Origin of the sequence: Kosakonia sp. ML.JS2a, from assembly GCF_025642095.1 — a bacterium.
Classification (GTDB): Bacteria; Pseudomonadota; Gammaproteobacteria; order Enterobacterales; family Enterobacteriaceae.
Genome location: NZ_CP106754.1, coordinates 3,430,009 through 3,454,549, shown reverse-complemented (window position 1 = coordinate 3,454,549; position 24,541 = coordinate 3,430,009). Strand labels below are relative to the sequence as shown.

25 protein-coding genes are annotated in these 24,541 nt (G+C 55.5%); 11 read left to right on the top strand and 14 right to left on the bottom strand.

Annotation, left to right across the window (positions count from 1 at the left end):
* The first annotated feature begins 25 nt into the window (after window positions 1-25).
* From N7922_RS16415 to N7922_RS16400, 4 genes are all read left to right on the top strand, one after another.
* The gene (locus tag N7922_RS16415; protein WP_263097343.1) at window positions 26-496 is read left to right on the top strand and encodes a YbjO family protein; all 471 of its coding nucleotides are present in this window, start codon (window positions 26-28) and stop codon (window positions 494-496) included.
* A gap of 41 nt (window positions 497-537) precedes the next feature.
* Window positions 538-1,665, top strand: a complete 1,128-nt coding sequence (rlmC, locus tag N7922_RS16410; RefSeq protein ID WP_263097341.1) for a 23S rRNA (uracil(747)-C(5))-methyltransferase RlmC — start codon at window positions 538-540, stop codon at window positions 1,663-1,665.
* A gap of 70 nt (window positions 1,666-1,735) precedes the next feature.
* Window positions 1,736-2,038 carry a type II toxin-antitoxin system RelE/ParE family toxin gene (locus tag N7922_RS16405; protein WP_263097340.1) on the top strand — a complete coding sequence of 101 codons (303 nt, stop codon included), beginning with the start codon at window positions 1,736-1,738 and terminating at the stop codon, window positions 2,036-2,038.
* Window positions 2,039-2,060: 22 nt separating this feature from the next.
* Entirely contained in the window at window positions 2,061-2,402 is a 342-nt protein-coding gene (locus N7922_RS16400; protein ID WP_263097339.1) for a HigA family addiction module antitoxin, read from the top strand.
* A gap of 56 nt (window positions 2,403-2,458) precedes the next feature.
* Here the strand turns inward: N7922_RS16400 and artJ are convergent, their stop codons facing one another.
* The 6 genes from artJ to N7922_RS16370 all read right to left on the bottom strand — a co-directional run bounded on the left by artJ (window position 2,459) and on the right by N7922_RS16370 (window position 6,955).
* Complete coding sequence (gene artJ, locus N7922_RS16395; protein ID WP_263097338.1) at window positions 2,459-3,190, bottom strand: arginine ABC transporter substrate-binding protein ArtJ; 732 nt, start codon at window positions 3,188-3,190, stop codon at window positions 2,459-2,461.
* A gap of 169 nt (window positions 3,191-3,359) precedes the next feature.
* On the bottom strand, window positions 3,360-4,028 hold the full coding sequence (artM, locus tag N7922_RS16390; protein WP_263097336.1) for an arginine ABC transporter permease ArtM: 669 nt from the start codon (window positions 4,026-4,028) through the stop codon (window positions 3,360-3,362).
* Window positions 4,028-4,744, bottom strand: a complete 717-nt coding sequence (gene artQ / locus N7922_RS16385; RefSeq protein ID WP_263097335.1) for an arginine ABC transporter permease ArtQ — start codon at window positions 4,742-4,744, stop codon at window positions 4,028-4,030. The genes artM and artQ overlap by 1 nt, the downstream gene beginning before the upstream one ends.
* A gap of 6 nt (window positions 4,745-4,750) precedes the next feature.
* Complete coding sequence (gene artI / locus N7922_RS16380) at window positions 4,751-5,482, bottom strand: arginine ABC transporter substrate-binding protein ArtI (RefSeq protein ID WP_263097334.1); 732 nt, start codon at window positions 5,480-5,482, stop codon at window positions 4,751-4,753.
* A 19-nt stretch (window positions 5,483-5,501) separates the two neighbouring features.
* Window positions 5,502-6,230 carry an arginine ABC transporter ATP-binding protein ArtP gene (artP, locus tag N7922_RS16375; RefSeq protein ID WP_263097332.1) on the bottom strand — a complete coding sequence of 243 codons (729 nt, stop codon included), beginning with the start codon at window positions 6,228-6,230 and terminating at the stop codon, window positions 5,502-5,504.
* Between the two features lie 209 nt (window positions 6,231-6,439).
* Window positions 6,440-6,955: a lipoprotein gene (locus N7922_RS16370; RefSeq protein ID WP_263097331.1), complete on the bottom strand. Its 516-nt coding sequence runs from the start codon at window positions 6,953-6,955 to the stop codon at window positions 6,440-6,442.
* Between the two features lie 102 nt (window positions 6,956-7,057).
* Between N7922_RS16370 and N7922_RS16365 the strand changes: the two genes are divergently transcribed.
* The 3 genes from N7922_RS16365 to N7922_RS16355 are packed head-to-tail and all read left to right on the top strand — an operon-like array spanning window position 7,058 to window position 8,803.
* Window positions 7,058-7,381 carry a heavy metal-binding domain-containing protein gene (locus N7922_RS16365; protein ID WP_263097329.1) on the top strand — a complete coding sequence of 108 codons (324 nt, stop codon included), beginning with the start codon at window positions 7,058-7,060 and terminating at the stop codon, window positions 7,379-7,381.
* Entirely contained in the window at window positions 7,378-8,208 is an 831-nt protein-coding gene (locus N7922_RS16360) for an N-acetylmuramoyl-L-alanine amidase (RefSeq protein WP_263097328.1), read from the top strand. The genes N7922_RS16365 and N7922_RS16360 overlap by 4 nt, the downstream gene beginning before the upstream one ends.
* 16 nt (window positions 8,209-8,224) lie before the next feature.
* The gene (locus N7922_RS16355; RefSeq protein WP_263097326.1) at window positions 8,225-8,803 is read left to right on the top strand and encodes a WG repeat-containing protein; all 579 of its coding nucleotides are present in this window, start codon (window positions 8,225-8,227) and stop codon (window positions 8,801-8,803) included.
* Between the two features lie 4 nt (window positions 8,804-8,807).
* On the opposite strand, the gene N7922_RS16350 is transcribed toward N7922_RS16355, so the two are convergent.
* From N7922_RS16350 to poxB, 4 genes are all read right to left on the bottom strand, one after another.
* A complete protein-coding gene (locus tag N7922_RS16350; RefSeq protein WP_263097325.1) occupies window positions 8,808-9,821 on the bottom strand; it encodes an NAD-dependent epimerase/dehydratase family protein in 1,014 nt (337 codons plus the stop codon).
* 94 nt (window positions 9,822-9,915) lie between these two features.
* Window positions 9,916-11,352 (bottom strand): SDR family oxidoreductase, encoded by a 1,437-nt coding sequence (locus tag N7922_RS16345; protein ID WP_263097324.1) that lies wholly within the window; start codon window positions 11,350-11,352, stop codon window positions 9,916-9,918.
* A 10-nt stretch (window positions 11,353-11,362) separates the two neighbouring features.
* Window positions 11,363-12,364: a low-specificity L-threonine aldolase gene (ltaE, locus tag N7922_RS16340; RefSeq protein ID WP_263097323.1), complete on the bottom strand. Its 1,002-nt coding sequence runs from the start codon at window positions 12,362-12,364 to the stop codon at window positions 11,363-11,365.
* Window positions 12,365-12,401: 37 nt separating this feature from the next.
* Window positions 12,402-14,120: a ubiquinone-dependent pyruvate dehydrogenase gene (poxB, locus tag N7922_RS16335; RefSeq protein ID WP_263100931.1), complete on the bottom strand. Its 1,719-nt coding sequence runs from the start codon at window positions 14,118-14,120 to the stop codon at window positions 12,402-12,404.
* Window positions 14,121-14,272: 152 nt separating this feature from the next.
* Between poxB and N7922_RS16330 the strand changes: the two genes are divergently transcribed.
* The gene (locus tag N7922_RS16330) at window positions 14,273-14,701 is read left to right on the top strand and encodes a DoxX family protein (RefSeq protein WP_263097321.1); all 429 of its coding nucleotides are present in this window, start codon (window positions 14,273-14,275) and stop codon (window positions 14,699-14,701) included.
* Between the two features lie 49 nt (window positions 14,702-14,750).
* Here N7922_RS16330 and hcr read toward each other — a convergent pair whose 3' ends face one another.
* From hcr to N7922_RS16315, 3 genes are all read right to left on the bottom strand, one after another.
* On the bottom strand, window positions 14,751-15,719 hold the full coding sequence (hcr, locus tag N7922_RS16325; RefSeq protein WP_263097320.1) for an NADH oxidoreductase: 969 nt from the start codon (window positions 15,717-15,719) through the stop codon (window positions 14,751-14,753).
* Between the two features lie 10 nt (window positions 15,720-15,729).
* Window positions 15,730-17,382: a hydroxylamine reductase gene (gene hcp / locus N7922_RS16320; protein ID WP_263097319.1), complete on the bottom strand. Its 1,653-nt coding sequence runs from the start codon at window positions 17,380-17,382 to the stop codon at window positions 15,730-15,732.
* A gap of 152 nt (window positions 17,383-17,534) precedes the next feature.
* A complete protein-coding gene (locus N7922_RS16315) occupies window positions 17,535-18,434 on the bottom strand; it encodes a lysine exporter LysO family protein (RefSeq protein WP_263097318.1) in 900 nt (299 codons plus the stop codon).
* A 248-nt stretch (window positions 18,435-18,682) separates the two neighbouring features.
* On the opposite strand from N7922_RS16315, the gene N7922_RS16310 reads away from it, so the two are divergent.
* The gene (locus tag N7922_RS16310; protein ID WP_263097317.1) at window positions 18,683-20,341 is read left to right on the top strand and encodes an ATP-dependent endonuclease; all 1,659 of its coding nucleotides are present in this window, start codon (window positions 18,683-18,685) and stop codon (window positions 20,339-20,341) included.
* Here the strand turns inward: N7922_RS16310 and N7922_RS16305 are convergent.
* Window positions 20,338-21,294 carry a VirK/YbjX family protein gene (locus N7922_RS16305; RefSeq protein ID WP_263097316.1) on the bottom strand — a complete coding sequence of 319 codons (957 nt, stop codon included), beginning with the start codon at window positions 21,292-21,294 and terminating at the stop codon, window positions 20,338-20,340. The genes N7922_RS16310 and N7922_RS16305 overlap by 4 nt on opposite strands.
* A gap of 161 nt (window positions 21,295-21,455) precedes the next feature.
* Here N7922_RS16305 and macA point away from each other — a divergent pair, with 161 nt between their 5' ends.
* Both macA and macB read left to right on the top strand, forming a co-directional pair.
* Window positions 21,456-22,571 (top strand): macrolide transporter subunit MacA, encoded by a 1,116-nt coding sequence (gene macA, locus N7922_RS16300; protein WP_263097315.1) that lies wholly within the window; start codon window positions 21,456-21,458, stop codon window positions 22,569-22,571.
* Entirely contained in the window at window positions 22,568-24,514 is a 1,947-nt protein-coding gene (gene macB / locus N7922_RS16295) for a macrolide ABC transporter ATP-binding protein/permease MacB (protein ID WP_263097314.1), read from the top strand. The genes macA and macB overlap by 4 nt, the downstream gene beginning before the upstream one ends.
* The last annotated feature ends 27 nt before the right edge of the window (window positions 24,515-24,541 follow it).

Below are 24,541 nucleotides of genomic sequence, written 5' to 3'. Positions count from 1 at the left end.
ATTTTTTCACAGGGAAAACACCGAATTGGGATTTTTCAAGAAGACCACGCATCATGCGAAATTGAATGTGCCTGCGCTGGTGCAGGTGGCGGCGATCGCCATTATTCTCATTCGCTGTGTTGATGTGCTGATGGTGATAAATGTGCTCGGGATGCGTGGGATGCTGGATTTTGTGCAGCGCAGCGCGCAGACCTGGAGCCTGACACTGATTTTTCTTGGCAGTCTGGTGCTGGTGTTTGTCGAAATCCTCTGCGCCTTTTCCGTGGTGAAAGGGCGTAACTGGGCGCGCTGGCTCTATCTCGGCACGCAAATCGTCTCTACCGGCTATTTATGGGCCGCCTCGCTGGGTTACGGCTATCCCGAACTTTTCAGCATTGCCGGGGAGTCGCGCCGGGAGATTTTCCGCTCGCTGATGATGCAAAAACTGCCTGATTTTCTGGTGTTGTTTCTGCTGTTTGTCCCCACGCCAAGCCGACGCTTTTTCCGCCTGCAATAACGGTGGTACAATCCCGGCCCCGCAAAAAGAAAGGCTTTACTATGCAGTGCGCTCTCTACGACGCCGGGCGTTGCCGATCCTGTCAGTGGATCGAACAACCGCTGGCAACACAACTCACCACCAAAATGGACGATCTCCGGCATTTACTGGAGGGGTTGCCCGTGGCGAGTTGGGACTCGCCGGTCAGCGGCCCGGAACAGGGGTTTCGCAATAAAGCCAAAATGGTGGTCAGCGGGAGTGTAGAAAAACCGTTGCTCGGTATGTTGCACCGTGACGGCACGCCGGAAGATCTGACCGCTTGCCCGCTTTATCCTGCCTCCTTTTTACCGGTTTTCGCTGCGCTGAAACCCTTTATCGCCCGTGCAGGGTTAACGCCATACAACGTGGCGCGCAAACGCGGCGAGTTGAAGTATCTGCTGATAACCGAAAGCCAGCAGGATGGCGGCATGATGCTGCGTTTTGTCCTGCGTTCAGAAGCGAAGCTCGCGCAACTGCGTGCGGCGCTGCCTGTGCTGCTGGCTCAGTTACCGCAACTCAGGGTAGTCTCCGCCAATATTCAGCCAGTGCATATGGCCATCATGGAAGGGGAGACGGAGTTTTTCCTCACTGAACAACAGGCGCTGGCGGAAAATTTTAATGGCGTGCCGCTGTGGATCCGTCCGCAGAGTTTCTTTCAGACCAACCCGACAGTAGCCAGCACGCTCTATGCGACTGCGCGGGATTGGGTACGGGCGTTGCCAGTGGCGCATATGTGGGATCTGTTCTGCGGCGTCGGCGGTTTTGGCCTGCACTGCGCAACGCCCGACATGCGTCTGACCGGGATTGAAATTGCACCAGAGGCGATAGCCTGTGCGACACAATCCGCGCAAGCCTTAGGGCTGCAAAACCTGCGTTTCCAGGCACTGGACTCCACGCAGTTTGCCACTGCGCAGGGTGATGCGCCGGATCTGGTGCTGGTTAACCCGCCGCGGCGGGGGATTGGCGCAGCGCTGTGCGATTATCTCAGCCGGATGGCGCCACCTTACATCATCTATTCCAGCTGTAATGCCAGCACCATGGCGAAAGATATCCGCCTGTTGCCCGGCTACCGCATTGAACGTGTGCAACTGTTTGATATGTTCCCACACACCGCCCATTACGAAGTTTTGACACTGCTGGTTAAACAGTAAATGCACTTGTGCACTGTGTGGCGGTGCGCTACTATCGTTGGCATGAACGCGGCAAGGAGGCTGCAATGCAATGCCAAAGAAAATAAGTATTGGCTGTTTTCGGGATCCATGGCTTGAGGCATTTTTCCACCACGCAGCGCTGCATCGTAAGATTCCGGTGGACATTCACACTGCACTGTCCCGAAAACTGGACATCATTAATGCAGCGGCTTCGCATCGCGATTTGCGCTCGCCACCCGGCAACCGTTATGAAGAGCTGCTGGGCAAATTACAGGGTTATTCCTCGATAAGAGTGAATAAGCAATATCGTTTGATTTTCAAATGGGTTAACGGAAAAGCGGAAGATCTGTATCTGGATCCGCATATTTATTAAGCCATTATGTTGAGGAGTTGACATGACACCGGCCAGCCGAAAACCAACCACAGTGGGTGACATTCTGCTGTACGAATATCTGGAGCCGCTGGATCTCAGGATTAACGAACTGGCGGAGATGCTGCATGTACATCGTAATTCTGTGAGTGCACTGGTTAACAACAATCGTCGTCTGACGACGGACATGGCATTTCGTCTTGCCAGAGTCTTCGATACGTCTGTGGACTTCTGGATTAACCTCCAGGCCGCGGTTGATCTATGGGATGTTGAGAATGATACGCGGGTTCAGGAAGAGCTGAGCCGCATTGAACCCGCCGCTGAATTTATCGCCCGGCGTGAAGCAGGGTCAAAAAAAGTCGCGTAAGCGACTTTTTCCTTTTCTGCGCCCGGTAAACACAGCACCACCGGGCGTTGCAACAATTACTGCGGGAACCACTGATCGCTGATTTTCTGATAGGTACCGTCGGCTTTAATCGCTTTCAGCGCGGCGTTCAGTTTTTCCAGCAAGGCCTGGTTATCCGGGCGTACTGCGATACCGAGGCCAGTACCAAAGTATTGCGCATCGGTCACTTTCGGCGTGGCGACACCCAGCTGTGGGTTCGTTTTCAGCCACTCATTCACCACTGCTGTATCACCAAACACGCCATCCAGACGACCGTTTTTCAGGTCGATAATCGCATTCTGATAGCTGTCGTAAGCCACAGTCTTCACTTCCGGGTGTTTGTCCTGCAGATATTTCTGGTGCGTAGTGCCATTTTCCATACCGATACGTTTGCCTTTCAGATCGTCAAAGGATTTGAACGCATCTTTCTTCGCAATCACCACCGCAGAGTTTGCGTAGTACGGTTCGGTAAACGAGACCTGCTTGCTACGCTCCGGCGTGATATCCATACCGGAGATCACGGCGTCATATTTTTTAAACTTCAGCGCCGGGATCAGGCTGTCGAACGCGTGGTTGGTAAATGTGCAATCCGCCTGCATTTGTTTGCACAGGGCATTGGCCAGATCGATGTCAAAACCGACGATCTTGTTATTCGCATCCAGGGATTCGAACGGTGGATAGGTGGCGGAAACGCCGAAGTTGATTTTGTCAGCGGCAGAGGCACCTGCGGCGAAAGTAGCGAGAAGGGCGGCCAGTATCAGTTTTTTCATTATGGAACTCCTGTCTGTCAATCTTATTGTTGTTGCCGTGTCTGAGGCATGGGCTAACAATGCCATTAACTGAATTTATATGCAATAAAAATGCTTAAATATTTTTTAATGGTAATAAAAAAGGCGGGTAATTAATGCGTTACCCGCCTTGTGTTTATTATTTATGCAATTAGTTGCGGCGTTCGAAAGCCAGCGCTTTGCGTTCAATCAGGCGCATCATCAGGGTCAACAGGCCGTTAACCACCAGATAAATCAGCCCGGCGGCGCCAAACACCATCACGTCGTAAGTGCGGCCATACAGCAACTGCCCATGGCCCATCACTTCCATCAGCGTGATGGTGTACGCCAGCGAGGTGCTCTTGAACACCAGCACCACTTCGTTCGAGTAAGACGAGAGCGCGCGTTTAAACGCATACGGCAGTAAAATCGCCAGCGTATCTTTCTTGCTCATCCCCAGTGCATGGCAGGACTGCCACTGACCATCCGGGATCGCGCGAATTGCCCCGTAAAAAAGCTGTGTGGTGTAGGCTGCACTGTTCAATGACAGCGCCAGCAGCGCACAAAGCCACGGCTGCGACAGCAGATGCCAGATAAACGGGTATTCCTGCAACGTCGGGAACTGACCCGGCCCGTAGTAAATCAGGAAGATCTGCACCAGCAGCGGCGTACCGGTAAACAGCGTGATATACGCGCGCACGATCTGCGTCAGCACCGGCGTTTTCAGCGTCAGCACGATGGTAAACAGCAGTGACAAAATCAGCGCCACAATCAGCGAGGCGATGGTCAGCGTCAGGCTGGTATGCAGGCCTTTGAGCAGTTCGGGTAAAAACGCCAGCATCAGTTCGGTCTCCGTTCAAAACGCGTTGCGCGCAGGTCAATGCGTTTCAGGATCCACTGGCTGAACAGGGTGATCACCAGGTAAATCGCTGCCGCCACAATGTACCAGGTAAACGGCTCCTGAGTACGGGTGGCAATGCTTTTGGTTTGCAGCATCAGGTCATTTACGCTGATCAGTGACACCAGCGCGGTATCTTTCAACAGCACCAGCCACTGATTGCCCAAACCCGGTAGCGCGTGGCGCCACATTTGCGGCATCACCAGGCGGAAGAAAATCGCCGCTTTCGACAATCCCAGCGCCTGGCCGGATTCGCGTTGACCATCCGGAACGGCCTTCAGCGCGCCGCGCAGGGTTTGCGAAGCGTAAGCCGCATACAGTAAAGAGAGCGCAATCACACCGCACAGGAACGGGCTGACATCGAAGTTTTCAATCTGGATCTGCACCGGGATCTGCACCACGCCCAGGTTGATGGAAAAACCATCAGAGAGCAGTAACAGCAGCTGTGACGATCCGAAATAGATAAACAGAACCACCAGGATTTCCGGCAGGCCACGCAAAACGGTGACCCAGGCAGTGCCGAGCCAGGCAATAGGGCGCCACTTAACGGACTCCCATACCGCAAAGATCATCGCCAGGACCAGGCCGATGATCAGCGCGCAAACGGCAAGGCCGACGGTCATCCCGGCGGCACTTGCTAATGGAAACATTTCGTTCATTAAGTATTACTTCTGGAACCATTTGTTATAGATGGTCTGGTATGTCCCATCTTTCTTCACTTTTTCCAGCGCAGTGTTGAATTTCTGCTGCAGCTCAGTGTTGCCCTGACGAACCGCGATACCCAGACCGGTGCCGAAGTACTCTTTATCGGTCACTTTATCGCCGACTGCCGCCAGTTTGGCATCGGCTTTCAGCCATTCGGTGACCACAGCGGTGTCGCCGAATACCGCGTCGATGCGACCATTTTGCAGATCAAGACGCGCGTTCTGGTAGCTGTCGTACGGAACGGTGGTGATTTCCGGGTGTTTGTCGTTGATGAATTTCTGGTGCGTGGTGCCGTTTTGTACGCCAACACGTTTACCTTTCAACTGGTCGATGCTGGTGAATTTACCCTGCTGACCGACAAACAACGCGGAGTTGTCATAGTAAGGTGTGGTGAACAGCACCTGTTTTTCGCGCTCCGGCGTGATGTCCATACCCGCCATCACCGCGTCGAAGCGGCGGAATTTCAGGCTGGGGATCAGGCTGTCGAATGCCTGGTTAGTAAAGGTGCAGGTCGCGTCGATCTCTTTACACAGCGCGTTGGCCAGATCCACATCAAAGCCGACGATTCTGTTGTTGGCATCGGTGGATTCAAACGGAGGGTAGCTCGCTTCAGTGGCGAAACGGATAGTCTGGGCTGCAGTAGCGCTAAGGCTGACGCTTGCAAGTAGCGCGGCAATCAGTACTTTTTTCATTGTCATTATTCCCGAGTCTTCAGTGAGATAGGTAGTATTTAAACGCGTCGGTCTGCGGCGCGGCAAAGCAGCCCGCATCCCCTTGCTCAACAATGTGACCGTTTTCCATATACACCACGCGGCTGGCTGTTTTGCGCGCCACTTCGACTTCATGGGTCACAATCACCTGCGTAATGCCGGTTTCTGCCAGTTCATGAATGATGCTGACGATCTGTGCGGTGATCTCCGGATCGAGTGCGGCAGTCGGTTCATCAAACAGCAGCACCTGCGGCTCCATCATCAGCGCACGGGCAATAGCGACGCGCTGTTGCTGGCCGCCGGACAAATGCAGCGGATAGCGATCGCTATAGGGTTTAAGACGTAAACGCTCCAGCAGTTTCTCTGCGCGGGCCAGCGCCTGATCTTTACTCAAACCGAGCACGCGGCACGGCGCTTCAATCAGGTTTTGCAGCACGGTCAGGTGCGGCCAAAGATTGTATTGCTGGAACACCATGCCCACGTTTTGGCGCAACTCGCGAATCGCTTTATCAGACGGGGTAGTGGCAAAATCGAAATGATTGCCGGCAATGCTTAACTGACCGGAACGCGGCATTTCCAGCAGGTTGAGTACGCGCAACAGCGAACTTTTACCCGCACCGCTTGGGCCGAGCAGCACGAGGGTTTCACCCTGTGGGCAATCCAGTGTGATATCGAACAGCGCCTGGTGTGCGCCATAAAAGCAATTGATGCTGTTTAATTTAATACTCATCGAAGCAGTCTGATAGCAATTGAGGCCGCAAATAGTAACGTTGACAGAATAGTTATGCAATATTTGTGCGTTAAAACTTAAAAATAAACCAGGTTCTCACATAAAGTTAGCACAAAATACCGGAGCGGGAGGGAACCAGGCATAAATGTCGGCATTCACCGTGGAATGCCAGACAATTTACGGGGATTAATTATTCATTAGCGGAACCGTTACGGGTGTGCCAACGACTGGCGCAACGTACCGGATGGCGCATGCACTGCCGCGCCAAGATAACGTACGTCGTCTACCGCCCAGCATTGCCCTTCACGGACCATCAGCACTTCATCCTGCCAGCTTTGGCTTCCCTGGCTCAGTTTCACGCGCAGGGGAATATTCCGCGCATCGGTATTCGGAATGGTGGAAGCGCTGGCAACATCCGCATCTGACGGTGCAACGGCACTGCTGGAGAACGGATCGGCTTTCAGCAGCGTGGCGCGGCGTGAGTCGCGGCTGGCGTCGGTCAGCGCTTTTGCCAGGTTATCGCTCAAATAAGGACGCAGGGCCTCCAGGTGACTGTTGGGGTGGGCAATACGATAGTCGTAAAATTGCTGCGCCACGCTGTCCGGCCCGCCTTCCACGCACGGGCCGCTGCGAGCGCCGATATCCTTAAATGCCGGTGTGACGGTGGTGCAGGCGCTGAGCAGCAGCGCGCAGGGCATTACAAGAATCAAAACTGAATAGCGCATGATGATTTCCTTATTTCTCTTCAGATGTCACGACCTTTCAAGAATAGTGTATTGATCTGATAATGTGTGGTGTAACGCATTGAACGCTAAAAGGAGAGACCGATGCAGTTTTCTACAACGCCGACGCTGGAAGGGCAGCCGATTGTTGAGTATTGCGGTGTGGTGACGGGCGAAGCCATTCTCGGGGCGAATATTTTTCGCGATTTCTTCGCCGGGATCCGCGACATCGTCGGCGGACGCGCCGGTTCGTACGAAAAAGAGCTACGCAAAGCGCGGGAAATCGCCTTTCACGAACTGGGCGAACAGGCAAAAGCGCTGGGCGCGAACGCGATCGTGGGTATTGATATTGATTATGAAACCGTCGGGAAGGATGGCAGTATGCTGATGGTCAGCGTCAGCGGTACGGCGGTTAAAACACGCGAATGAACAAATGTTGGTTATTGCTGCTGGCGCTGCTGCTTGTGGGTTGCGTCAGTGAAAAAGGCATTATTGATAAAGACGGTTATCAGTTAGATACCCGGCGTCAGGCACAGGCGGCATACCCGCGGGTAAAAGTGCTGGTGATCCACTACACGGCGGATGATTTCGATGTGTCGCTGGCGACGTTAACCGATAAGCAGGTAAGTTCGCACTATTTGATCCCCGCTAACCCACCGATGCATGGCGGTAAACCGCGCATCTGGCAACTGGTGCCGGAAAAAGAGCTGGCCTGGCACGCGGGCGTGAGCTTCTGGCGTGGCGCAACGCGCATAAATGATACGTCGATCGGCATTGAGCTGGAAAACCGGGGCTGGCAAAACACGGCGCAGGGAAAACAATTTACACCTTTTGCGCCAGCGCAAATTAATGCGTTGATTCCGCTGGTAAAAGATATTATCAAACGGTACGACATTGCGCCGCAAAACGTCGTGGCGCATGCGGATATCGCCCCGCAGCGCAAAGATGACCCCGGCCCGCTGTTTCCGTGGCGGGCTCTCGCCGCTAAGGGGATCGGTGCCTGGCCGGATGCCAGCAGAGTGGCATTTTATCTTAATGGCCGTTCACCGTATGAAGCTGTAGATACCGCGTCATTGCTTGATTTACTGGCGCGCTATGGGTATGACGTCAAACCACAGATGACACCCGCACAACAAAAAAGAGTGATCATGGCGTTTCAGATGCATTTCCGCCCCGAATTGTGGAACGGGGTTGCCGATGCCGGTAGCCTGGCTATCGCCGAGGCGTTACTGGAAAAATATGGTCAGGCGGGTTAACCGTCGCAGAATTTTTATGACGAGGTCTTTGGACATGGTGTTTCGCATCATTGCAGGTGTGCTACTGATGGTGGCTTCTGCTGCCCACGCCGCGTTAAAGCCCGTGTATGGCTGCTCATACTGGGATAAAAAAACAGACAATGTGGAGCAGCTCAATAAGTGTGTGGAAGTGAAGGATGGCAAGCTGCTGTTCCTGCCTGAATTATTTGCCAAAAGCCGGGATGTCGAGGGAACCTCCTGGGTGGGTGTGTATGAATATGCCCGCGATGCCGGATTGCAGGATGGGGATTACTATGTGCATGCACCGGACAGCTACTTGTCGGTGGTCCATTTTGATAATGGTCCGGACTGGTATGTGGAAGGCCTGGTGCGCTCACGGCAAAACGGAAAAATCGGCTTCTGGGACTATGCATTCCGCAATCGAATCGCGCCGCAGTTCGATTACGCCGGGCAATTTAAAGAAGGAAAAGCGCTGGTGTGTAACGGCTGTAAAACGCAGCGCGACGGTGAGCATATCGCGCTGGTTGGTGGCGAATGGTTCTATATTGATAAAACCGGGCAACGTGTTTCAGAGGTCAAATCTGCACCGTTCTGAGGGCTCAGTGGTGCAGTTTCCCGTGGTCTTTTAACCAGTACGCCGTGCGTTCGATGCCTTCATCCAGCGTCACAATCGGCGTATAGCCCAGCTCCTGCTGCGCGCGGGAGATATCCAGCGTGAAATCAAAATTCAGCTTCGACACACCATAGTGGGTAAACGCCGGCTCTTTTGCGCGTTTATCGCCAAAACGCTCCATACTGCGCGCCACCATATCGAGCATGGTATAGGGCACCGAGCGGATACGGCAGTGAATATTCAGTTCATCGATCAGTTTCTGCACGATGCTGCGCAACGAGCGTGGCTCGCCATTGGTGATATTGTAGGCGCGGCCCGATGGCAGCGTATCGCAACCTGGCTGGCTGGCCAGCCACATCGCATGTACGGCGTTTTCGTAATAGGTCATGTCCACCAGCGCATCGCCGCCGCGCGGCAGTAACACGCTGCGATAGTGGTGCATCATCTGCGCCAGACGCGGGATAAATACTTTATCGTGCGGGCCGAACAGGCTCTGCGGGCGCAGGATGGTAAAACGTGTATTGGGGTTGGCCTGTGCCAGCAGGTCGATAACCTGCTCGCCAGCCGCTTTGCTGCGGGCAAACTCATTGGCGAAGCGCGCAGGGCGAAAATCTTCGTTGATGTCCCGGTGATGATGGTAATCAAAATAGAGTGAAGGGGAGGATATATGCACAAAGTTGCGCACGCCCCAGGCCACCGCCCACTCACCCAGGCGGCGTGTGGCGCGTACGTTGGCTAAATCAAAGGCTTCCTGGGTGCCCCATGGCGAGGTGAAGCTGGAGCAGTGCCACAGCGTATCGATATCCGCCAGCATCACTTTGGCCTGCGAGGAGACCAGCTCGGTCAAATCCGCGTGCACAAATTCTGCGCCCATTTTACTGAGCAATTTGCCCATGGCTTCATTACGGCCCGTCGCCCGGACAGCGATGCCTTTTTGCCGCAGATACTCGACCGCGTTTCGGCCTAAACCGCTGGTTGCGCCCGTGACCAGAACCTTCATATCAATCCACTGTTTTGAATAGCTTTCACCGCGCGCATTCTTCCGTGAATTACGCCGCTATGCAATGGGATTGATGAAAGAAAAACGGTTAAGGTCAGACTTTTACTCTATTTTGTTCTGCCAGCCGGGCAATTTTTTGCGCCATGCCGCGAAAAATGAACAGGTGCGCCGGGAACATCAACAGCCAGTAGCACAAGCCAGGCATCCCGTGCGGATGCCACCAGGCGCGGACATCCAGCAGACGGTGATCGCCTTTATCGGTCAGCGTAAAACTGAGCCGCCCAAGGCCTGGCGCTTTCATACCAAACAGCAAGGCAAGCTGCTCTTCCGGCTCGGCGATGATCACCTTCCAGCTATCCACCGCATCGCCCGTTTGCAACATTGCCCGTTCGGGGCGACCGCGCGGCAACTTATGGCCGATCAGATGATCCAGCGCGGCGCGGGTTTGCCACAGCAGATTACCAAAGAAGTAGCGCTCTTTACCGCCAATACGATTGACCACTTCCCAGAGCGCGCTCAGGCTGGCGGCGGTTTTCACCGTATAACCCGCCTGCTTCGGGTAATAACCATATTGCGGACGCCAGCGGGAAAACGCCTGCGGGTCGTAGCCCCAGTCGCTGGAGTTCACCAGTTTTTCTTCTTCCTGCAACGTGCGCCGCACGGCATCGTCAAACGGGATCAGCGTTTGTGGGATCAGGCGACGTAATGCGCGATCGTCTGCCAGCAGGTCGTGCTTTAAGCCCTGGATCAGCGCTTTGGCAATCGTCGGCGGTACCGAGGTGATCAGATGTAAGAACCAGACCGAGATGAACCTCGTCGGCAACGGCACCGGGATCAGCGGACGGTGCACGCCGCTGACGGCCATAAAGTGAGCGAACTGCTGCTGGTAACTGAGCACCTCGGGGCCGGCGGCTTCAAACACGCGGTGCTCGTCAGCCGGATGGTCCAGCAACGCCAGCAGATAGTGCATTAAGTTTTCCAGCGCGATCGGCGTGGTGCGTGAGCGCACCCAGCGTGGCGGCGTCAGCACCGGCAGGTTAAAGACCATATCGCGCATCACTTCAAACGCCGCAGAACCCGCGCCAACGATAATCCCGGCGCGCAGTTCCGTCACCGGTACGCCCGCGGCGCGTAGCAGGTCGCTGGTATATTGCCGTGCCAACAGGTGGTCGGAATCGGTTGTCCCCTTCGCTTGCAGTGAGCTGAGAAATATCACCTGTTTAACCGGCGTTTCCAGCAGGGCGTCACGCACATTGAGCGCAATTTGCCGCTCGTGCGCCACGAAATCACCGCGCTCGCCCATGCTGTGCACCAGGTAGTAGAGCGTATCAACGTCCTGCAAGAGGGTGGGGAGATCCTGCGGCCAGTACAAATCGACGGTGTGGAAACTCACCCCCGGCAGTCCCTGCTTTTGTAGCCGGGTTAACCGCCGCGCAGCGGCTTTCACCTGATGCCCCTGCTGGCTGAGTGCGGTGACCAGCCGTTGCCCAATATAACCGCTGGCACCGAGCACCAGGATCCGCTGCGCCACATCCTGCTCCTTAGCGTTGTAAAAAAGCCTGCCAGTGGTGAACAACGTCCGTCAGTTGTTGACGATTAACATCAAGATGGGTGACCAGACGCACCACCGCAGAGGCGTTAATCAGGACATCGCGCTCGCGCATAAACGCCCCCAGCGCGGCGGCCTGCGCCTCACCGACGCGGACAAACAGCATATTGGTATCGTGGCGCATCACATCGGCACCAATGTCGCGCAGTTGGGCCGCAAGCCAGGCTGCATTGTCATGATCCTCTTTCAGGCGCGCGACATTGTTCTGCAACGCATACAGACCCGCAGCCGCCAGAATACCGGCCTGACGCATGCCGCCGCCGGTCATTTTGCGCCAGCGGTTGGCGCGGGCAATATAGGCCCGATCGCCGACCAGCAGCGAGCCAACCGGCGCGCCGAGGCCTTTTGACAGGCAAATGGTGAACGAGTCGCAATATTGCGCGATCTCGTTGAGTTCACAGCCATACTCCACCAGCGCATTAAAGATACGCGCGCCGTCAACGTGCAGCGCCAGCCCGCGCTCGCGGGTAAATTCCCACGCCTGTTTCAGGTAGTCGCGCGGTAGCACTTTCCCGTTGTGGGTGTTTTCCAGACTGAGCAATTTGCTGCGGGCGAAATGAATGTCATCCGCTTTGATTTTGGCGGCGACTTTGTCCAGCGGCAGCGTGCCGTCAGCCGCGGCGTCAATGGGCTGCGGCTGAATACTGCCCAGCACGGCTGCGCCGCCCGCTTCGTAGAGATAATTATGCGCGCCCTGACCGACGATATACTCTTCGCCGCGTTCGCAGTGGCTGAGCAGGGCGACCAGGTTGGCTTGCGTGCCGGTCGGCAGGAACAGCGCGGCTTCTTTGCCGCTGAGGCTGGCGGCGTAGCGTTGCAGTTCGTTCACCGTCGGGTCGTCCCCGTAAACGTCGTCCCCGACCGGGGCGGCCGTCATCTGCTCCAGCATGGCGCGCCCCGGGCGGGTTACGGTATCACTGCGTAAATCAATCACGGCATTTCCTTGTCTTGCGATGGGTTATGCTCCTGTTTTACCTGAGCCAGTTGGTTTTCGCCAGCTCGATAACCTCATCGCCGCGCCCGCTGATAATGGCGCGCATCATATACAGGCTAAAGCCTTTCGCCTGCTCAAGTTTGATTTGCGGCGGGATAGCCAGCTCCTCTTTCGCGACCGTGACATCCACCAGTACCGGGCCATCAATAGAGAATGCGCGTTGCAGCGCGTCGTTCACGTCTGCGGATTTTTCCACGCGAATACCGGTGATGCCGCAGGCCTCGGCAATGCGGGCAAAGTTGGTGTCATGCAGGTCGGTACCATCGGTCAGGTAACCGCCCGCTTTCATCTCCATCGCCACAAAACCCAGCACGCTGTTGTTAAAAACGATGATTTTCAACGGCAGTTTCATTTGCACCACTGAGAGGAAATCCCCCATTAGCATGCTGAATCCGCCGTCGCCGCACAACGCAACCACTTGCCGGTCCGGTTGCGTGGCTTTGGCTCCCAGCGCCTGCGGCATTGCGTTCGCCATTGAACCGTGGTTGAACGAGCCAATCAGCCGCCGTTTGCCGTTCATTTTCAGATAGCGGGCCGCCCACACGGTAGGCGTGCCGACATCGCAGGTAAAAATGGCATCCTCGGCGGCGAAATGGCTGATTTGCTGCGCCAGATACTGCGGGTGAATGGCTTTATCGCTCGGTTTCGCCAGCTCATCCAGCCCCTTACGGGCGTCGCGGTAATCTTCCAGCGCCTTATCCAGGAAGCGGCGATCGGTTTTCGCCTCCAGCAGCGGCAGCAGCGCGGCCAGTGTGGCTTTGATGTCACCCACCAGTGCCATATCCACTTTACTGTGTGCACCGATACTGGCGGGATTAATGTCGATCTGGATGATTTTCGCATCGGTCGGGTAGAAGGCGCGGTAGGGGAATTGCGTACCGAGCAGCACTAAGGTGTCGGCATTCATCATGGTATGAAAACCGGACGAGAAACCGATTAAACCGGTCATGCCAACATCATAAGGATTGTCATATTCCACATGCTCTTTGCCGCGCATGGCATGCACAATCGGCGCATTCAGCTTACCGGCGAAAGCCAGTAACTCGTTGTGCGCACCGGCGCAGCCGCTACCGCACATCAGCGCGATATTGCTGGAGTAGCGCAACAGTTGCGCCAGTTTTTGCAGTTCCTCAATCGTTGGCGTCACGATCGGCTGCGGTGCGTGATACCAGTGGCTGCTCGCCGTTTCCGGGGCGGGCTTCAGGGCCACATCTCCGGGCAGCACAATCACCGACACGCCTTTTTTCAGCACCGCGTTACGCAGCGCAATCGCCAGCACTTGCGGGATCTGTTCCGGGGTGGAAACCAGCTCGCAGTAGTGGCTGCATTCGCGGAACAGCTCCTGCGGATGGGTTTCCTGGAAATAACCGCTGCCGATTTCGCTGGAAGGAATATGGGCGGCAATCGCCAGCACGGGCACATGGTTGCGGTGGCAATCGAACAGGCCGTTAATCAGATGCAGGTTGCCAGGCCCACAAGACCCTGCGCACACCGCCAGTTCGCCAGTGAGTTGGGCTTCGGCTCCGGCGGCAAAGGCGGCAACTTCTTCATGGCGCGTTGGCATCCAGTCGATGGTGCCCATCCGGTTCAGGCTGTCGCTCAGCCCGTTGAGGGAATCCCCGGTCACGCCCCAAATGCGTTTTACACCTGCCTGTTCAAGCGTTTTGGCGATGTAAGCGGCCACTGTTTGTTTCATCATTCCGCTCCTTTTTGTGATCTTGTCTACAAGCTTAGACAATGAACAGGGGAGAGAGCGGGATTCGTCTGCGCTTTTATAAAACAGGGGTTTATTTTTGTTACACTTCGGAATACTCTGACAAAGGTCGATGAAAACAGGAATCATTTCAAATGGTTAAATCATTGTTAAATTCAGTTAATAATATGTTTTCGCATGAGGACTTTGGCAAGTTATTACTGCGCTTGCTGGTGGGCGGCTTGATGTTATTCCACGGTCTGCACAAGTTAATCGGCGGTATTGATGGCATCGCCGGTATGCTGGTGTCGAAGGGGCTTCCTGGCTTTGTCGCTTATGGTGTACTGATTGGTGAAGTGCTGTGTCCGATTTTGATTATTCTCGGCGTGCTCACCCGTCCGTCAGCGCTGGTGCTGGCGTTCACTATGGTGGTGGCCTGGTTGTTGGTCGGCATCGGTAAAACCGGGACGCTGGATGCGACCGGCGCGTGGGCGATTGAGAGTATTGTTTACTTCTTTGTGGCAGCGCTGGTTATTGCCTTTGTTGGCGCGGGTCGTTATTCCGTGGCGCCCGCCTGGAAATAAGATAAAAAAACGCCCTTCATGATGAAGGGCGTTTTGTTTTGCCAACGCATTACGCCAGCACTAAATCCCCTTGCGGGTGGCAGGAACAGGCCAGTACGTAACCGTCGGCAATCTCCTGTTCCGTCAGCGTCATGGTGCTGCTGACGGTATACTCCCCGGAAATCACCTGTGTTTTACAGCAACCGCACACCCCGGCGCGACAGGCGGCAACCACCGGCATTTTGTTGCTTTCCAGTGCCTCGAGAAGCGAACTGCCCACCGGCGCATAGAAGGTTTTCATTGGTGAGAGCGTGCTGAATTTCAGCCCGCTGGTGGCGGCTTCTGCGATCGGCGTAAAGAATTTCTCTTTAAAGAAACGCGTTACACCCAGCGCTTTCACTTCACTCTCTACCCAGTCCATATACGGTGCCGGGCCACAGGTCATCACCGTGCGTGCCGCCAGATCCGGTACGGCATTAAGCAGTTCGCGGCTCAGACGACCGGCGGTAAAACCGGTGGTTGCGTTATTTTCCGCCACCAGCGTGACCGGGTAGTCGCGCCATTCATCGGCAAAAATAACATCTTCCGGCGAACGTACGTTGAAGATCACCTGCACATCGGCCTGCGGGCGATATTTCGTCAGCCAGCGACGCATGGACATAATTGGCGTCACGCCGCACCCTGCCGCCAGCAGCAACAACTTATCGTTGGGTTCGTTATCGCAGGTGAATTCCCCCTGCGCTGCGGAAAGCCACAGATAATCGCCGCGTTTTACGTCCCGTGTCAGCCATTGCGAGCCTGCGCCATCGTCAATGCGGCGCACGGTCAGCGTAATGTACTCGCTGACGCCCGGCGTGGACGAAAGGGTATAGGCGCGCAGGGTTTCCGCGCTGTTGCGAATACTCACCAGCGCGTATTGCCCGGCACGGTACGGGTAGTAATCATGGCACATCAGCGACAGCGTCCAGACATCCGGCGTTTCCTGCCGGATGTGATGAACCTGCATACGCCACGGGCACTGAGGGGTTGGCATGGTCATGATCTGCTCCTTACGCGCTCAGCAACTGCTGCATATCCTGTTCGACGGTCGTGACCTGACGCAGACCGAATTTCTCATTCAGCACGGCCAGCAAGTCCGGGGTCAGGAAGCCTGGCGCCGTTGGCCCGGTGACAATATTCGTCACGCCAAGGGAGAGCAGGGTCAGCAGGATCACAATCGCTTTCTGTTCAAACCATGACAGCACCAGCGACAGCGGTAAATCGTTAACGCCGCAGCCCAGTTTTTCCGCCAGGGTGACCGCAAGGATGATAGCGGAGTAGGCGTCGTTGCACTGACCAGCATCGATCAGACGTGGCAGCCCTTCGATGTTGCCGAAGTCGAGTTTGTTAAAGCGGTATTTACCACACGCCAGCGTGAGGATCAGGCAGTCGTCCGGCACCTGAGTGGCAAAGTCGGTGAAGTAGTTACGTTCGCCGCGCGCACCGTCACAGCCGCCGACCAGGAAGACATGACGCAGTTTTTCACGGCTGACCAGATCGATCAGGGAATCCACTGCGCCGAGCAGCGTCTGACGGCCAAAACCGACGGTGATCAGGTGTTCGATTTCGCTGAACGGGAAACCAGCCATTTGCTGTGCCTGGCGGATAACCGGAGCAAAATCGTCGCCTTCCAGGTGGTTAACGCCCGGCCAACCGACAATGCTGCGGGTCCAGATACGATCGTCATAAGCGCCAACGGTCGGGTCGATAATGCAGTTGGAGGTCATGACGATAGGGCCTGGGAAGCGGGCAAATTCCACCTGCTGGTTCTGCCAGCCGCTGCCGTAGTTACCCACCAGGTGTTTAAATTTCCGCAGTTCCGGGTAGCCGTGCGCCGGCAGCATTTCACCGTGGGTATAGACGTTAACGCCGGTACCTTCGGTTTGTTGCAACAGGTTGTAGAGATCTTTCAGGTCATGACCGGAAATCAGCACGCATTTACCGGCGACCGCTTTAACATTCACCTGGGTTGGCGTCGGGTGACCATACATGCTGGTTTCACCCGCGTCGAGAATACTCATGACGCTGAAGTTCATCTGGCCGATTTCCATTGAACATTCCAGCAGCGCGTTCATATCAGCAGGCCAGGTACCGAGCCATGCCATAATTTTGTGGTAACGCGCATAGATATCGTTGTCGTACTGCCCCAGTACGTGGGCGTGTTCCATATACGCCGCTGCGCCTTTCAGGCCATACAGGCACAGCAGACGCAGACCGAGGATATTTTCGCCAATAGTGGCTTTATCTTTGTTTGGTGTGAAATCGGCGGCCTGGCGTTGCAGTTCGCCCAGATCGTCGCTCACCAGTTGCAGGGACGCCATCGGGTTGTCGACGCTTGCCTGCGGGTCAATAGAAAGGCAGAGGGCTTTCAGCGCTTCACGTTTGGCAATCGCTTCGCGGGCATAACCCACAATGCGCGTGGAGTCGAAGTTCACGTTGGTCAACGTGGAGAAGAATGCGCGCGGCGCGAAGTTGTCGATCTCGTGGTCAATCAGATCGTAGTCACGCGCTTTGCTGGCCCAGGCGGAGAGCCCTTGTAACGCGGCAATCAGCAAATCCTGCAGGTCGGAGGTTTCCGCGGTTTTGCCGCACATCCCCTGCGCGTACGCACAGCCATTTCCCGCCGGAGTTCGGATGGTTTGTTCACATTGCACACAAAACATGGTCACACCTTTAATGAAGTTTAAAGTTATATTTAGAATACATGTTTAAGATTATGCTGCTGTGGGAGGGCTTAAAAGCGCTTTTGCATGCAAATTAAGGGGAGATTGATTTAGCGCAAGTTTGGCGGCAGCGATCTACCGCCAAAGGGGTATCAGGCGGAGAAGAACGCCATCAGTAGCGGAACCAGCAAGCTGAGCAGAAAACCGTGCACAATGGCGGCCGGAACCAGCTCCAGTCCGCCGGAACGTTGCAGTACGGGTAAGGTGAAGTCCATGGAGGTTGCCCCACAAAGCCCCAGCGCGGTTGAACGGCTACGGCGAACAAGCCCCGGAATCAGCATAATGGCAATCAACTCCCGCGCCAGATCGTTAAAGAACGTGGCGCTGCCAATCACCGGGCCGAAGGATTCGGTTAGCAAAATGCCGGAGAGCGAATACCAGCCGAAACCGGAGGCCATGGCGAGGCCGGTTTTGAGCGGTAAACCGAGGATCAGGGCGTTTATCGCGCCGCCAACGAGTGAGCTTGCCACCACTACCACCGCGATAATCATACCGCGCCGGTTCAGGACGATCTGTTTGAGCGTCATGCCGCTATTACGCAGTTGGATCCCCACCAGAAACAGCAGGAAAATCAACGTATATTCACTGGCTTCGGTGGCATGCTGTAAAAACGCCAGCCCGCTAAGACCGAGGGCGAAACCGATCACCACCACCCCGCACAGGCGCAGGGATTCCAACGCCATCGCGATGCGTGATGGCAGTTTTTCTTGTTGATGCTGATGCCGCCATGGCAGGGTGCGTTCCAGCCACAATAATGCCACTGCGTTACACAGCAGGATCACCACCACGCTGACCGCCGTGTAGTGGAAGATTGACCATAAATTGGCGCTGAGATTATCCAGAAAGGCGAGGCTGATACCCATCAAAAACAGGATCAGATACACAATCCAGCTGAGCAACTTATTGATAAGTTTGAGTGCGGCCTTGTGTTGCAGCGGAATAAGATAACCAACAACCAGTGGCAGAAGAATAATTAACAGTCCTGAAAGCATGAACAGCCCGAATCCTTGCAAAGTTAAAACATCCGGGCAACACACTACCGAACGACAGATAGGGAGTAAAGCCACGAAACAGGGTAAATTTTATATCAGCCGCAAAACAGCAGACCAGGCGTCCCTGGTTTGCTTCTGATACATATTTATCAATAAAATTTTGTACTTAGCACATGATCTGCGGCTTTTCATCCCGCTATACTTTGCTGAAGACTGGATGGGAAAAGACAGGCAATGCCGGAGGATTCATGATTCTGGAGCGCGTGGATATTGTTGGATTTCGCGGTATCAACCGATTATCGCTAATGCTTGAACAGAATAACGTGCTGATTGGGGAGAACGCCTGGGGTAAGTCGAGTCTGCTGGATGCGCTGACGTTGCTGCTCTCGCCGGAAACCGATCTCTACCACTTTGTGCGCGATGATTTCTGGTTTCCACCGGGAGATGTCCAGGGGCGCGAACACCATTTGCATATCATTTTGACCTTTCGTGAATCGGAGCCGGGCCGCTATCGTGTGCGGCGTTACCGGCCGCTGGCCGATTGCTGGGTTGCCAATAATGATGGCTATCACCGGTTATTTTATCGTCATGAGGGTGAGCTGTCTGAAGATGGCAGCGTCATGACCCTGCGCGGTTTTCTGGATGCCGAGGGGCAGCTTCTTCCGTTACCGGACATTGATGAAAGCGCCCGTCATCTGGTGCGTCTGTCGCCGGTGCTGCGTTTGCGGGATGCGCGCTTTATGCGCCGTATTCGTAATGGCTCGATGCCTGACAGACCGGAGATGGAAACCACCGCGCGCCAGCTTGATTTCCTCTCCCGTGAGCTCATCTCGCGCCCGCAAAACCTGACTGACGGGCAGATCCGTCACGGTTTATCAGCGATGGTGCAACTGCTGGAGCACTATTTTGCCGAGCAGGGCAGTGGGCAGTCGCGCCAGCGCCTGATGCGACGCCGTTCCCATGATGAGCAGCGTAGCTGGCGCTATCTGGACATTATCAACCGGATGATCGACAAACCCGGCGGGCGCATGTACCGGGTGATCCTGTTGGGCTTTTTCTCCACCCTGTTGCAGGCAAAAGGGACGGTGCATCTCGATCGTGATGCGCGACCGCTGTTGTTGGTGGAAGATCCGGAAACGCGGCTGCATCCGATTATGTTATCGGTGGCCTGGCAACTGCTGAATCTGCTGCCATTGCAACAGATTACCACCACAAATTCAGGCGAATTGCTGTCGATGACGCCGGTTGAACAGGTGTGCCGACTGGTGCGTGAGTCTTCCCGCGTTGCGGCCTGGCGCCTCGGGCCGAGTGGGTTAAGCGCGGAAGATGCGCGGCGAATTTCGTTTCATATTCGCGTCAATCGCCCCTCCTCGTTGTTTGCCCGCTGTTGGTTACTGGTGGAAGGGGAAACCGAAAACTGGGTGATTAACGAGCTGGCGCGCCAGTGCGGTCATCATTTCGATGCGGAAGGGGTGAAAGTGATTGAGTTCGCCCAGTCAGGTTTAAAACCGCTGATTAAATTTGCCCGCCGGATGGGCATTGAATGGCATGTGCTGGTGGATGGCGACGAAGCGGGGAGGAAGTATTCCGCGACGGTGCGCGGTCTGCTGGATAACGATCGTGACCACGTACGCGAGCACTTAACGGAACTTCCCTCGCTGGATATGGAGCATTTTATGTACCGGGAGGGGTTTGCCGATGTTTACCATCGCGTGGCGCAGTTGCCGGAAAAAGTGCCGATGAATATGCGCCGGGTGATCACCAAAGCGATTCATCGATCTTCGAAACCGGACCTGGCGATCGAAGTGGCGATGGAAGCAGGAAGACGCGGCGTGGACGCCGTGCCGCATCTGTTCCGTAAAATGTTTTCCCGCGTGCTATGGCTGGCGCGCGGGAGAGCCGATTAGTTCTGGCAACGATGGGCAGTCTGCGCATGCAGGCTGTCGAGCAGCTCGTAGCGGCGGCGGTATTCCGCACGTTTTTTACTGGCGATCTCTTCCATGGATTTACGCGGCATCACCGTGGGCAGCACAAAATCGCCGTGGCTGTCGGCAACCGCCCCCAGGGATTCCCAGAAGCTGTTGTAATCCGCATGCAATTTCCCCTGTTTTTTCCGGCGGTAGCGCACACTGCGATAGATATGCGTTTCGTTGCTGACTGCGCGGATCTCATCCACCGCCAGGAATTGCCCCAACGTCATGGCGGCTTCCACCAGTAGCCGTTTCGGGAACAGGCCATGACAGGCTTTGGTTGCACTCTGGATCAGGTCATGCGGCACATGGGCCTTTGCACCCTGCAGCCCACCGATATAGAGTGTGCTTTTTCCCTCAAACGGACAGAGCGTAAACGTGAGTTCAGCCAGGGTTGTTTGTTGCGCGTCGCAAAATTCCAGCGTCGCCTCGCCCTCTTTATCCTGCATGGCGTTGGCGTGCAGCCGCAGGAAATACGTTTGTTCATCTTTGCCGTTCAGCATAACCAGCTCGGCGCCTGCTTTGCTCAGATACGCATTAGTCAATATTGCAGGAAGCCGCTTTAGCATATTTTCATAGTGCCAGCACAGGGCGTTTGCCGCCTGTTCACGGCTGATATTGATCGACAGCCAGGGGCGATGCAACCGGCATGGCAAACCGGGCTGAACCTGAAGGATCTGCACCAGCTGCGGCAGGCTGGCAAGCCGCGCCAGGTAACTGGCGGTACTGAGCGGCGTACCCAGCGAGCGCAGCAAAAATTTGCGGCGGTAGGCCGGGTTTTTCCAGGCCAGACCCGGCATCAGCGCACCGGACGTCAACGCGCGGAAAAGCTGCCAGGCGGTGGTAGGGAGAGATAACTCAGGCGAAGAAACATCAGTGATGCTGGACATGGTGAAATCCGGAAAATACGGGAGAAAGTTATTCAAGCAGGGGGATTCTCAACGCCAGATAAATGAAAAATGGAGAAATTAAGAATTTTCTGTTTCGTTGATGTTTTGTTTAGTTAAGATTGCTCTCTATACAACGCACAGTCCGACAATCTGGAATTTTTATGAAACTGAAGGGAAAACGCAGGACGGGGATCATTGCGCTGTCAGTGATTATTTTACTGGCAGCGGGGTGGTTGTGGGGGAAACTCAACGCACCAGTCGTGCAATATCAGACGTTAATTGTCCGTCCGGGGGAGTTGCAACAGAGCGTACTGGCGACCGGCAAACTGGATGCGTTACGCAAAGTTGACGTTGGCGCGCAGGTCAATGGGCAGTTGAAAACCTTGTCGGTCAGCATTGGCGACAAGGTGAAGAAAGATCAACTGCTTGGGGTTATCGATCCGGAACAGGCGCAAAACCAGATTAAAGAGGTGGAAGCGACGCTGATGGAGCTGCGTGCACAGCGCCGTCAGGCACAGGCCGAGCAAAAACTGGCGCAGGTGACGCTGGCCCGCCAGCAGCAATTGGTGAAAAGCCATCTGATTTCGCGCCAGGATTTGGACACTGCCGCCACAGACGCGGCGGTAAAAGAGGCGCAGATTGGCACCATTGATGCGCAGATTAAGCGCAACCAGGCAACGCTGGACACGGCAAAAACCAACCTTGATTACACGCGTATTCTCGCGCCGATGGCGGGCGAAGTGACGCAAATCACCACCTTGCAGGGGCAAACGGTGATTGCGGTACAACAGGCGCCGACCATCCTGACGCTGGCGGACATGAGCGCCATGCTGGTGAAAGCGCAGGTCTCCGAAGCGGATGTGATCCACCTGAAACCGGGACAGAAAGCCTGGTTCACTGTGCTGGGCGATCCGGGCACCCGCTATGAAGGGACATTAAAAGATATTCTGCCGACGCCGGAGAAAGTTAACGATGCGATTTTCTATTATGCCCGCTTTGAAGTGCCAAACCCGCAGGGCATCCTGCGTCTCGATATGACCGCGCAAGTGCATATCCAACTGGCGGGTATCAAAAATGTGTTAACCATTCCACTGGCGGCGCTTGGCGATCCGGTTGGCGATAATCGCTACAAAGTGAAAGTGCTGCGCAATGGCGAAACCCGCGATCGCGAGGTGACGCTGGGTGCGCGTAATGACACCGAGGTGGTGATCGTCAAAGGGCTGGATGCCGGGGAAGAAGTGGTCACTGGAGAACTGAAGCGTGGTGCGGCGCAATGACCGCATTGCTGACGCTAAACGCCATTCGCCGTAGTTATCCTTCCGGTGACGGGCAGGTTGAGGTGCTGAAGGGCATTAATCTGGAGATTCATGCCGGGGAAATGGTGGCGATTGTCGGCGCATCCGGTTCAGGAAAATCCACGCTGATGAATATTCTCGGTTGCCTGGATAAGCCCAGCAGCGGCACTTACCGGGTGGCAGGCACCGACGTTTCCACTCTCAGTAGCGACGCGTTGGCGCAGCTACGTCGCGACCATTTTGGTTTTATCTTCCAGCGTTACCACTTGCTTTCGCATTTGAGCGCGGCGCAAAACGTGGAAGTGCCAGCGGTCTATGCGGGCACAGAACGTAAGACGCGGCTGGCCCGCGCGCGTGCATTGCTGGCGCGTCTTGGGCTGGGCGAACGCGCGGATTATTTGCCTGCGCAGCTTTCCGGTGGGCAGCAGCAACGGGTGAGTATTGCCCGTGCGCTGATGAATGGCGGCCAGGTGATCCTCGCAGATGAACCCACTGGCGCACTGGACAGCCGCTCTGGTGAAGAGGTGATGGCCATTCTGCATCAATTACGCGATCGTGGGCATACGGTGATTATCGTCACGCACGATCCGCAGGTTGCGGCGCAGGCGGAGCGCGTGATTGAAATCCGCGATGGCGAGCTGATCAGCAACCCGCCAGCCAGGGTGAAAGCGGCCGCGCCAGCGCATCAGGATGAGGGCTTAACGCAAGCCGGCGGATGGCGGCAGTTTATCAGCCGTTTTCACGAGGCGCTGACCATGGCCTGGCGCGCCATGGCGGCCAACAAGATGCGCACCCTGCTGACCATGCTCGGCATCATTATCGGCATTGCATCGGTTGTCTCGATTGTGGTGGTCGGCGACGCGGCGAAGCAGTTGGTGCTGGCGGATATCCGCTCCATTGGCACCAACACCATCGACGTTTACCCCGGAAAAGATTTTGGCGATGACGACCCTCAATACCGGCAAGCGCTGAAATATGACGATCTGATCGCCATTCAGAAGCAGCCGTGGGTGCGTTCCGCCACGCCGTCTGTTTCGCAAAATTTGCGTCTGCGCTCGGACAATATTGATATTGCCGCCAGCGCAAATGGCGTCAGCGGGCAGTACTTCAATGTGTACGGCATGACGTTCAGTGAAGGCGCATCGTTTAACGATGAGCAACTGAAAGGGCGGGCGCAGGTGGTGGTGCTCGACAGTAATACCCGGCGTCAGTTATTTCCCAATAAGGCCAGCGTGGTGGGCGAGGTGATCCTCGTGGGCAATATGCCGGCAACGGTGATTGGCGTGGCGGAAGAGAAGCAGTCCATGTTCGGCAGCAGCAAGATCCTGCGTGTCTGGTTGCCATACAGCACCATTGCCGGGCGGATTATGGGGCAGTCATGGCTGAACTCGATAACCGTGCGCGTGAATGAAGGGTACGGCAGCGAGCAGGCAGAGCAGCAGCTCACCCGTCTGCTCACGCTACGTCACGGTAAAAAAGATTTCTTCGTCTGGAATATGGACGGCGTCTTGAAAACCGCAGAAAAGACCACACGTACTCTTCAATTGTTCCTCACGTTGGTCGCGGTCATTTCGTTACTGGTTGGCGGCATTGGCGTGATGAACATCATGCTGGTGTCGGTCACTGAGCGTACGCGCGAAATTGGCATCCGCATGGCGGTAGGTGCAAGGGCGGGTGACGTGCTGTCACAGTTTTTGATCGAGGCGGTATTTGTTTGCCTGGTGGGCGGCGCGCTGGGCGTGACGCTGTCAATGGTGATTGCCATGACGCTGCAGCTCTTTTTACCCGGCTGGGAAATTGGTTTCTCGCCAGTGGCATTGTTGACTGCGTTTTTGTGTTCAACCTTTACCGGCGTGTTGTTTGGCTGGTTGCCGGCGCGTAACGCCGCACGGCTGGATCCGGTGGACGCGCTGGCGCGAGAGTAATAAAAATGCCAGCCTGTTGGGCTGGCA

Excerpts from the sequence above, each read along its gene's own strand:
- macB (WP_263097314.1), top strand. The coding sequence starts at position 22,568 with ATGACCGCATTGCTGACGCTAAACGCCATTCGCCGTAGTTATCCTTCC.
- N7922_RS16355 (WP_263097326.1), top strand. The coding sequence starts at position 8,225 with ATGACGAGGTCTTTGGACATGGTGTTTCGCATCATTGCAGGTGTGCTA.
- artQ (WP_263097335.1), bottom strand. The coding sequence starts at position 4,744 with ATGAACGAAATGTTTCCATTAGCAAGTGCCGCCGGGATGACCGTCGGC.
- N7922_RS16360 (WP_263097328.1), top strand. The coding sequence starts at position 7,378 with ATGAACAAATGTTGGTTATTGCTGCTGGCGCTGCTGCTTGTGGGTTGC.
- N7922_RS16310 (WP_263097317.1), top strand. The coding sequence starts at position 18,683 with ATGATTCTGGAGCGCGTGGATATTGTTGGATTTCGCGGTATCAACCGA.
- artJ (WP_263097338.1), bottom strand. The coding sequence starts at position 3,190 with ATGAAAAAACTGATACTGGCCGCCCTTCTCGCTACTTTCGCCGCAGGT.
- hcp (WP_263097319.1), bottom strand. The coding sequence starts at position 17,382 with ATGTTTTGTGTGCAATGTGAACAAACCATCCGAACTCCGGCGGGAAAT.
- rlmC (WP_263097341.1), top strand. The coding sequence starts at position 538 with ATGCAGTGCGCTCTCTACGACGCCGGGCGTTGCCGATCCTGTCAGTGG.
- N7922_RS16400 (WP_263097339.1), top strand. The coding sequence starts at position 2,061 with ATGACACCGGCCAGCCGAAAACCAACCACAGTGGGTGACATTCTGCTG.
- poxB (WP_263100931.1), bottom strand. The coding sequence starts at position 14,120 with ATGAAACAAACAGTGGCCGCTTACATCGCCAAAACGCTTGAACAGGCA.
- N7922_RS16405 (WP_263097340.1), top strand. The coding sequence starts at position 1,736 with ATGCCAAAGAAAATAAGTATTGGCTGTTTTCGGGATCCATGGCTTGAG.
- artM (WP_263097336.1), bottom strand. The coding sequence starts at position 4,028 with ATGCTGGCGTTTTTACCCGAACTGCTCAAAGGCCTGCATACCAGCCTG.
- artI (WP_263097334.1), bottom strand. The coding sequence starts at position 5,482 with ATGAAAAAAGTACTGATTGCCGCGCTACTTGCAAGCGTCAGCCTTAGC.
- N7922_RS16315 (WP_263097318.1), bottom strand. The coding sequence starts at position 18,434 with ATGCTTTCAGGACTGTTAATTATTCTTCTGCCACTGGTTGTTGGTTAT.
- macA (WP_263097315.1), top strand. The coding sequence starts at position 21,456 with ATGAAACTGAAGGGAAAACGCAGGACGGGGATCATTGCGCTGTCAGTG.
- N7922_RS16370 (WP_263097331.1), bottom strand. The coding sequence starts at position 6,955 with ATGCGCTATTCAGTTTTGATTCTTGTAATGCCCTGCGCGCTGCTGCTC.
- hcr (WP_263097320.1), bottom strand. The coding sequence starts at position 15,719 with ATGACCATGCCAACCCCTCAGTGCCCGTGGCGTATGCAGGTTCATCAC.
- N7922_RS16330 (WP_263097321.1), top strand. The coding sequence starts at position 14,273 with ATGGTTAAATCATTGTTAAATTCAGTTAATAATATGTTTTCGCATGAG.
- artP (WP_263097332.1), bottom strand. The coding sequence starts at position 6,230 with ATGAGTATTAAATTAAACAGCATCAATTGCTTTTATGGCGCACACCAG.
- N7922_RS16305 (WP_263097316.1), bottom strand. The coding sequence starts at position 21,294 with ATGTCCAGCATCACTGATGTTTCTTCGCCTGAGTTATCTCTCCCTACC.
- N7922_RS16350 (WP_263097325.1), bottom strand. The coding sequence starts at position 9,821 with ATGAAGGTTCTGGTCACGGGCGCAACCAGCGGTTTAGGCCGAAACGCG.
- N7922_RS16365 (WP_263097329.1), top strand. The coding sequence starts at position 7,058 with ATGCAGTTTTCTACAACGCCGACGCTGGAAGGGCAGCCGATTGTTGAG.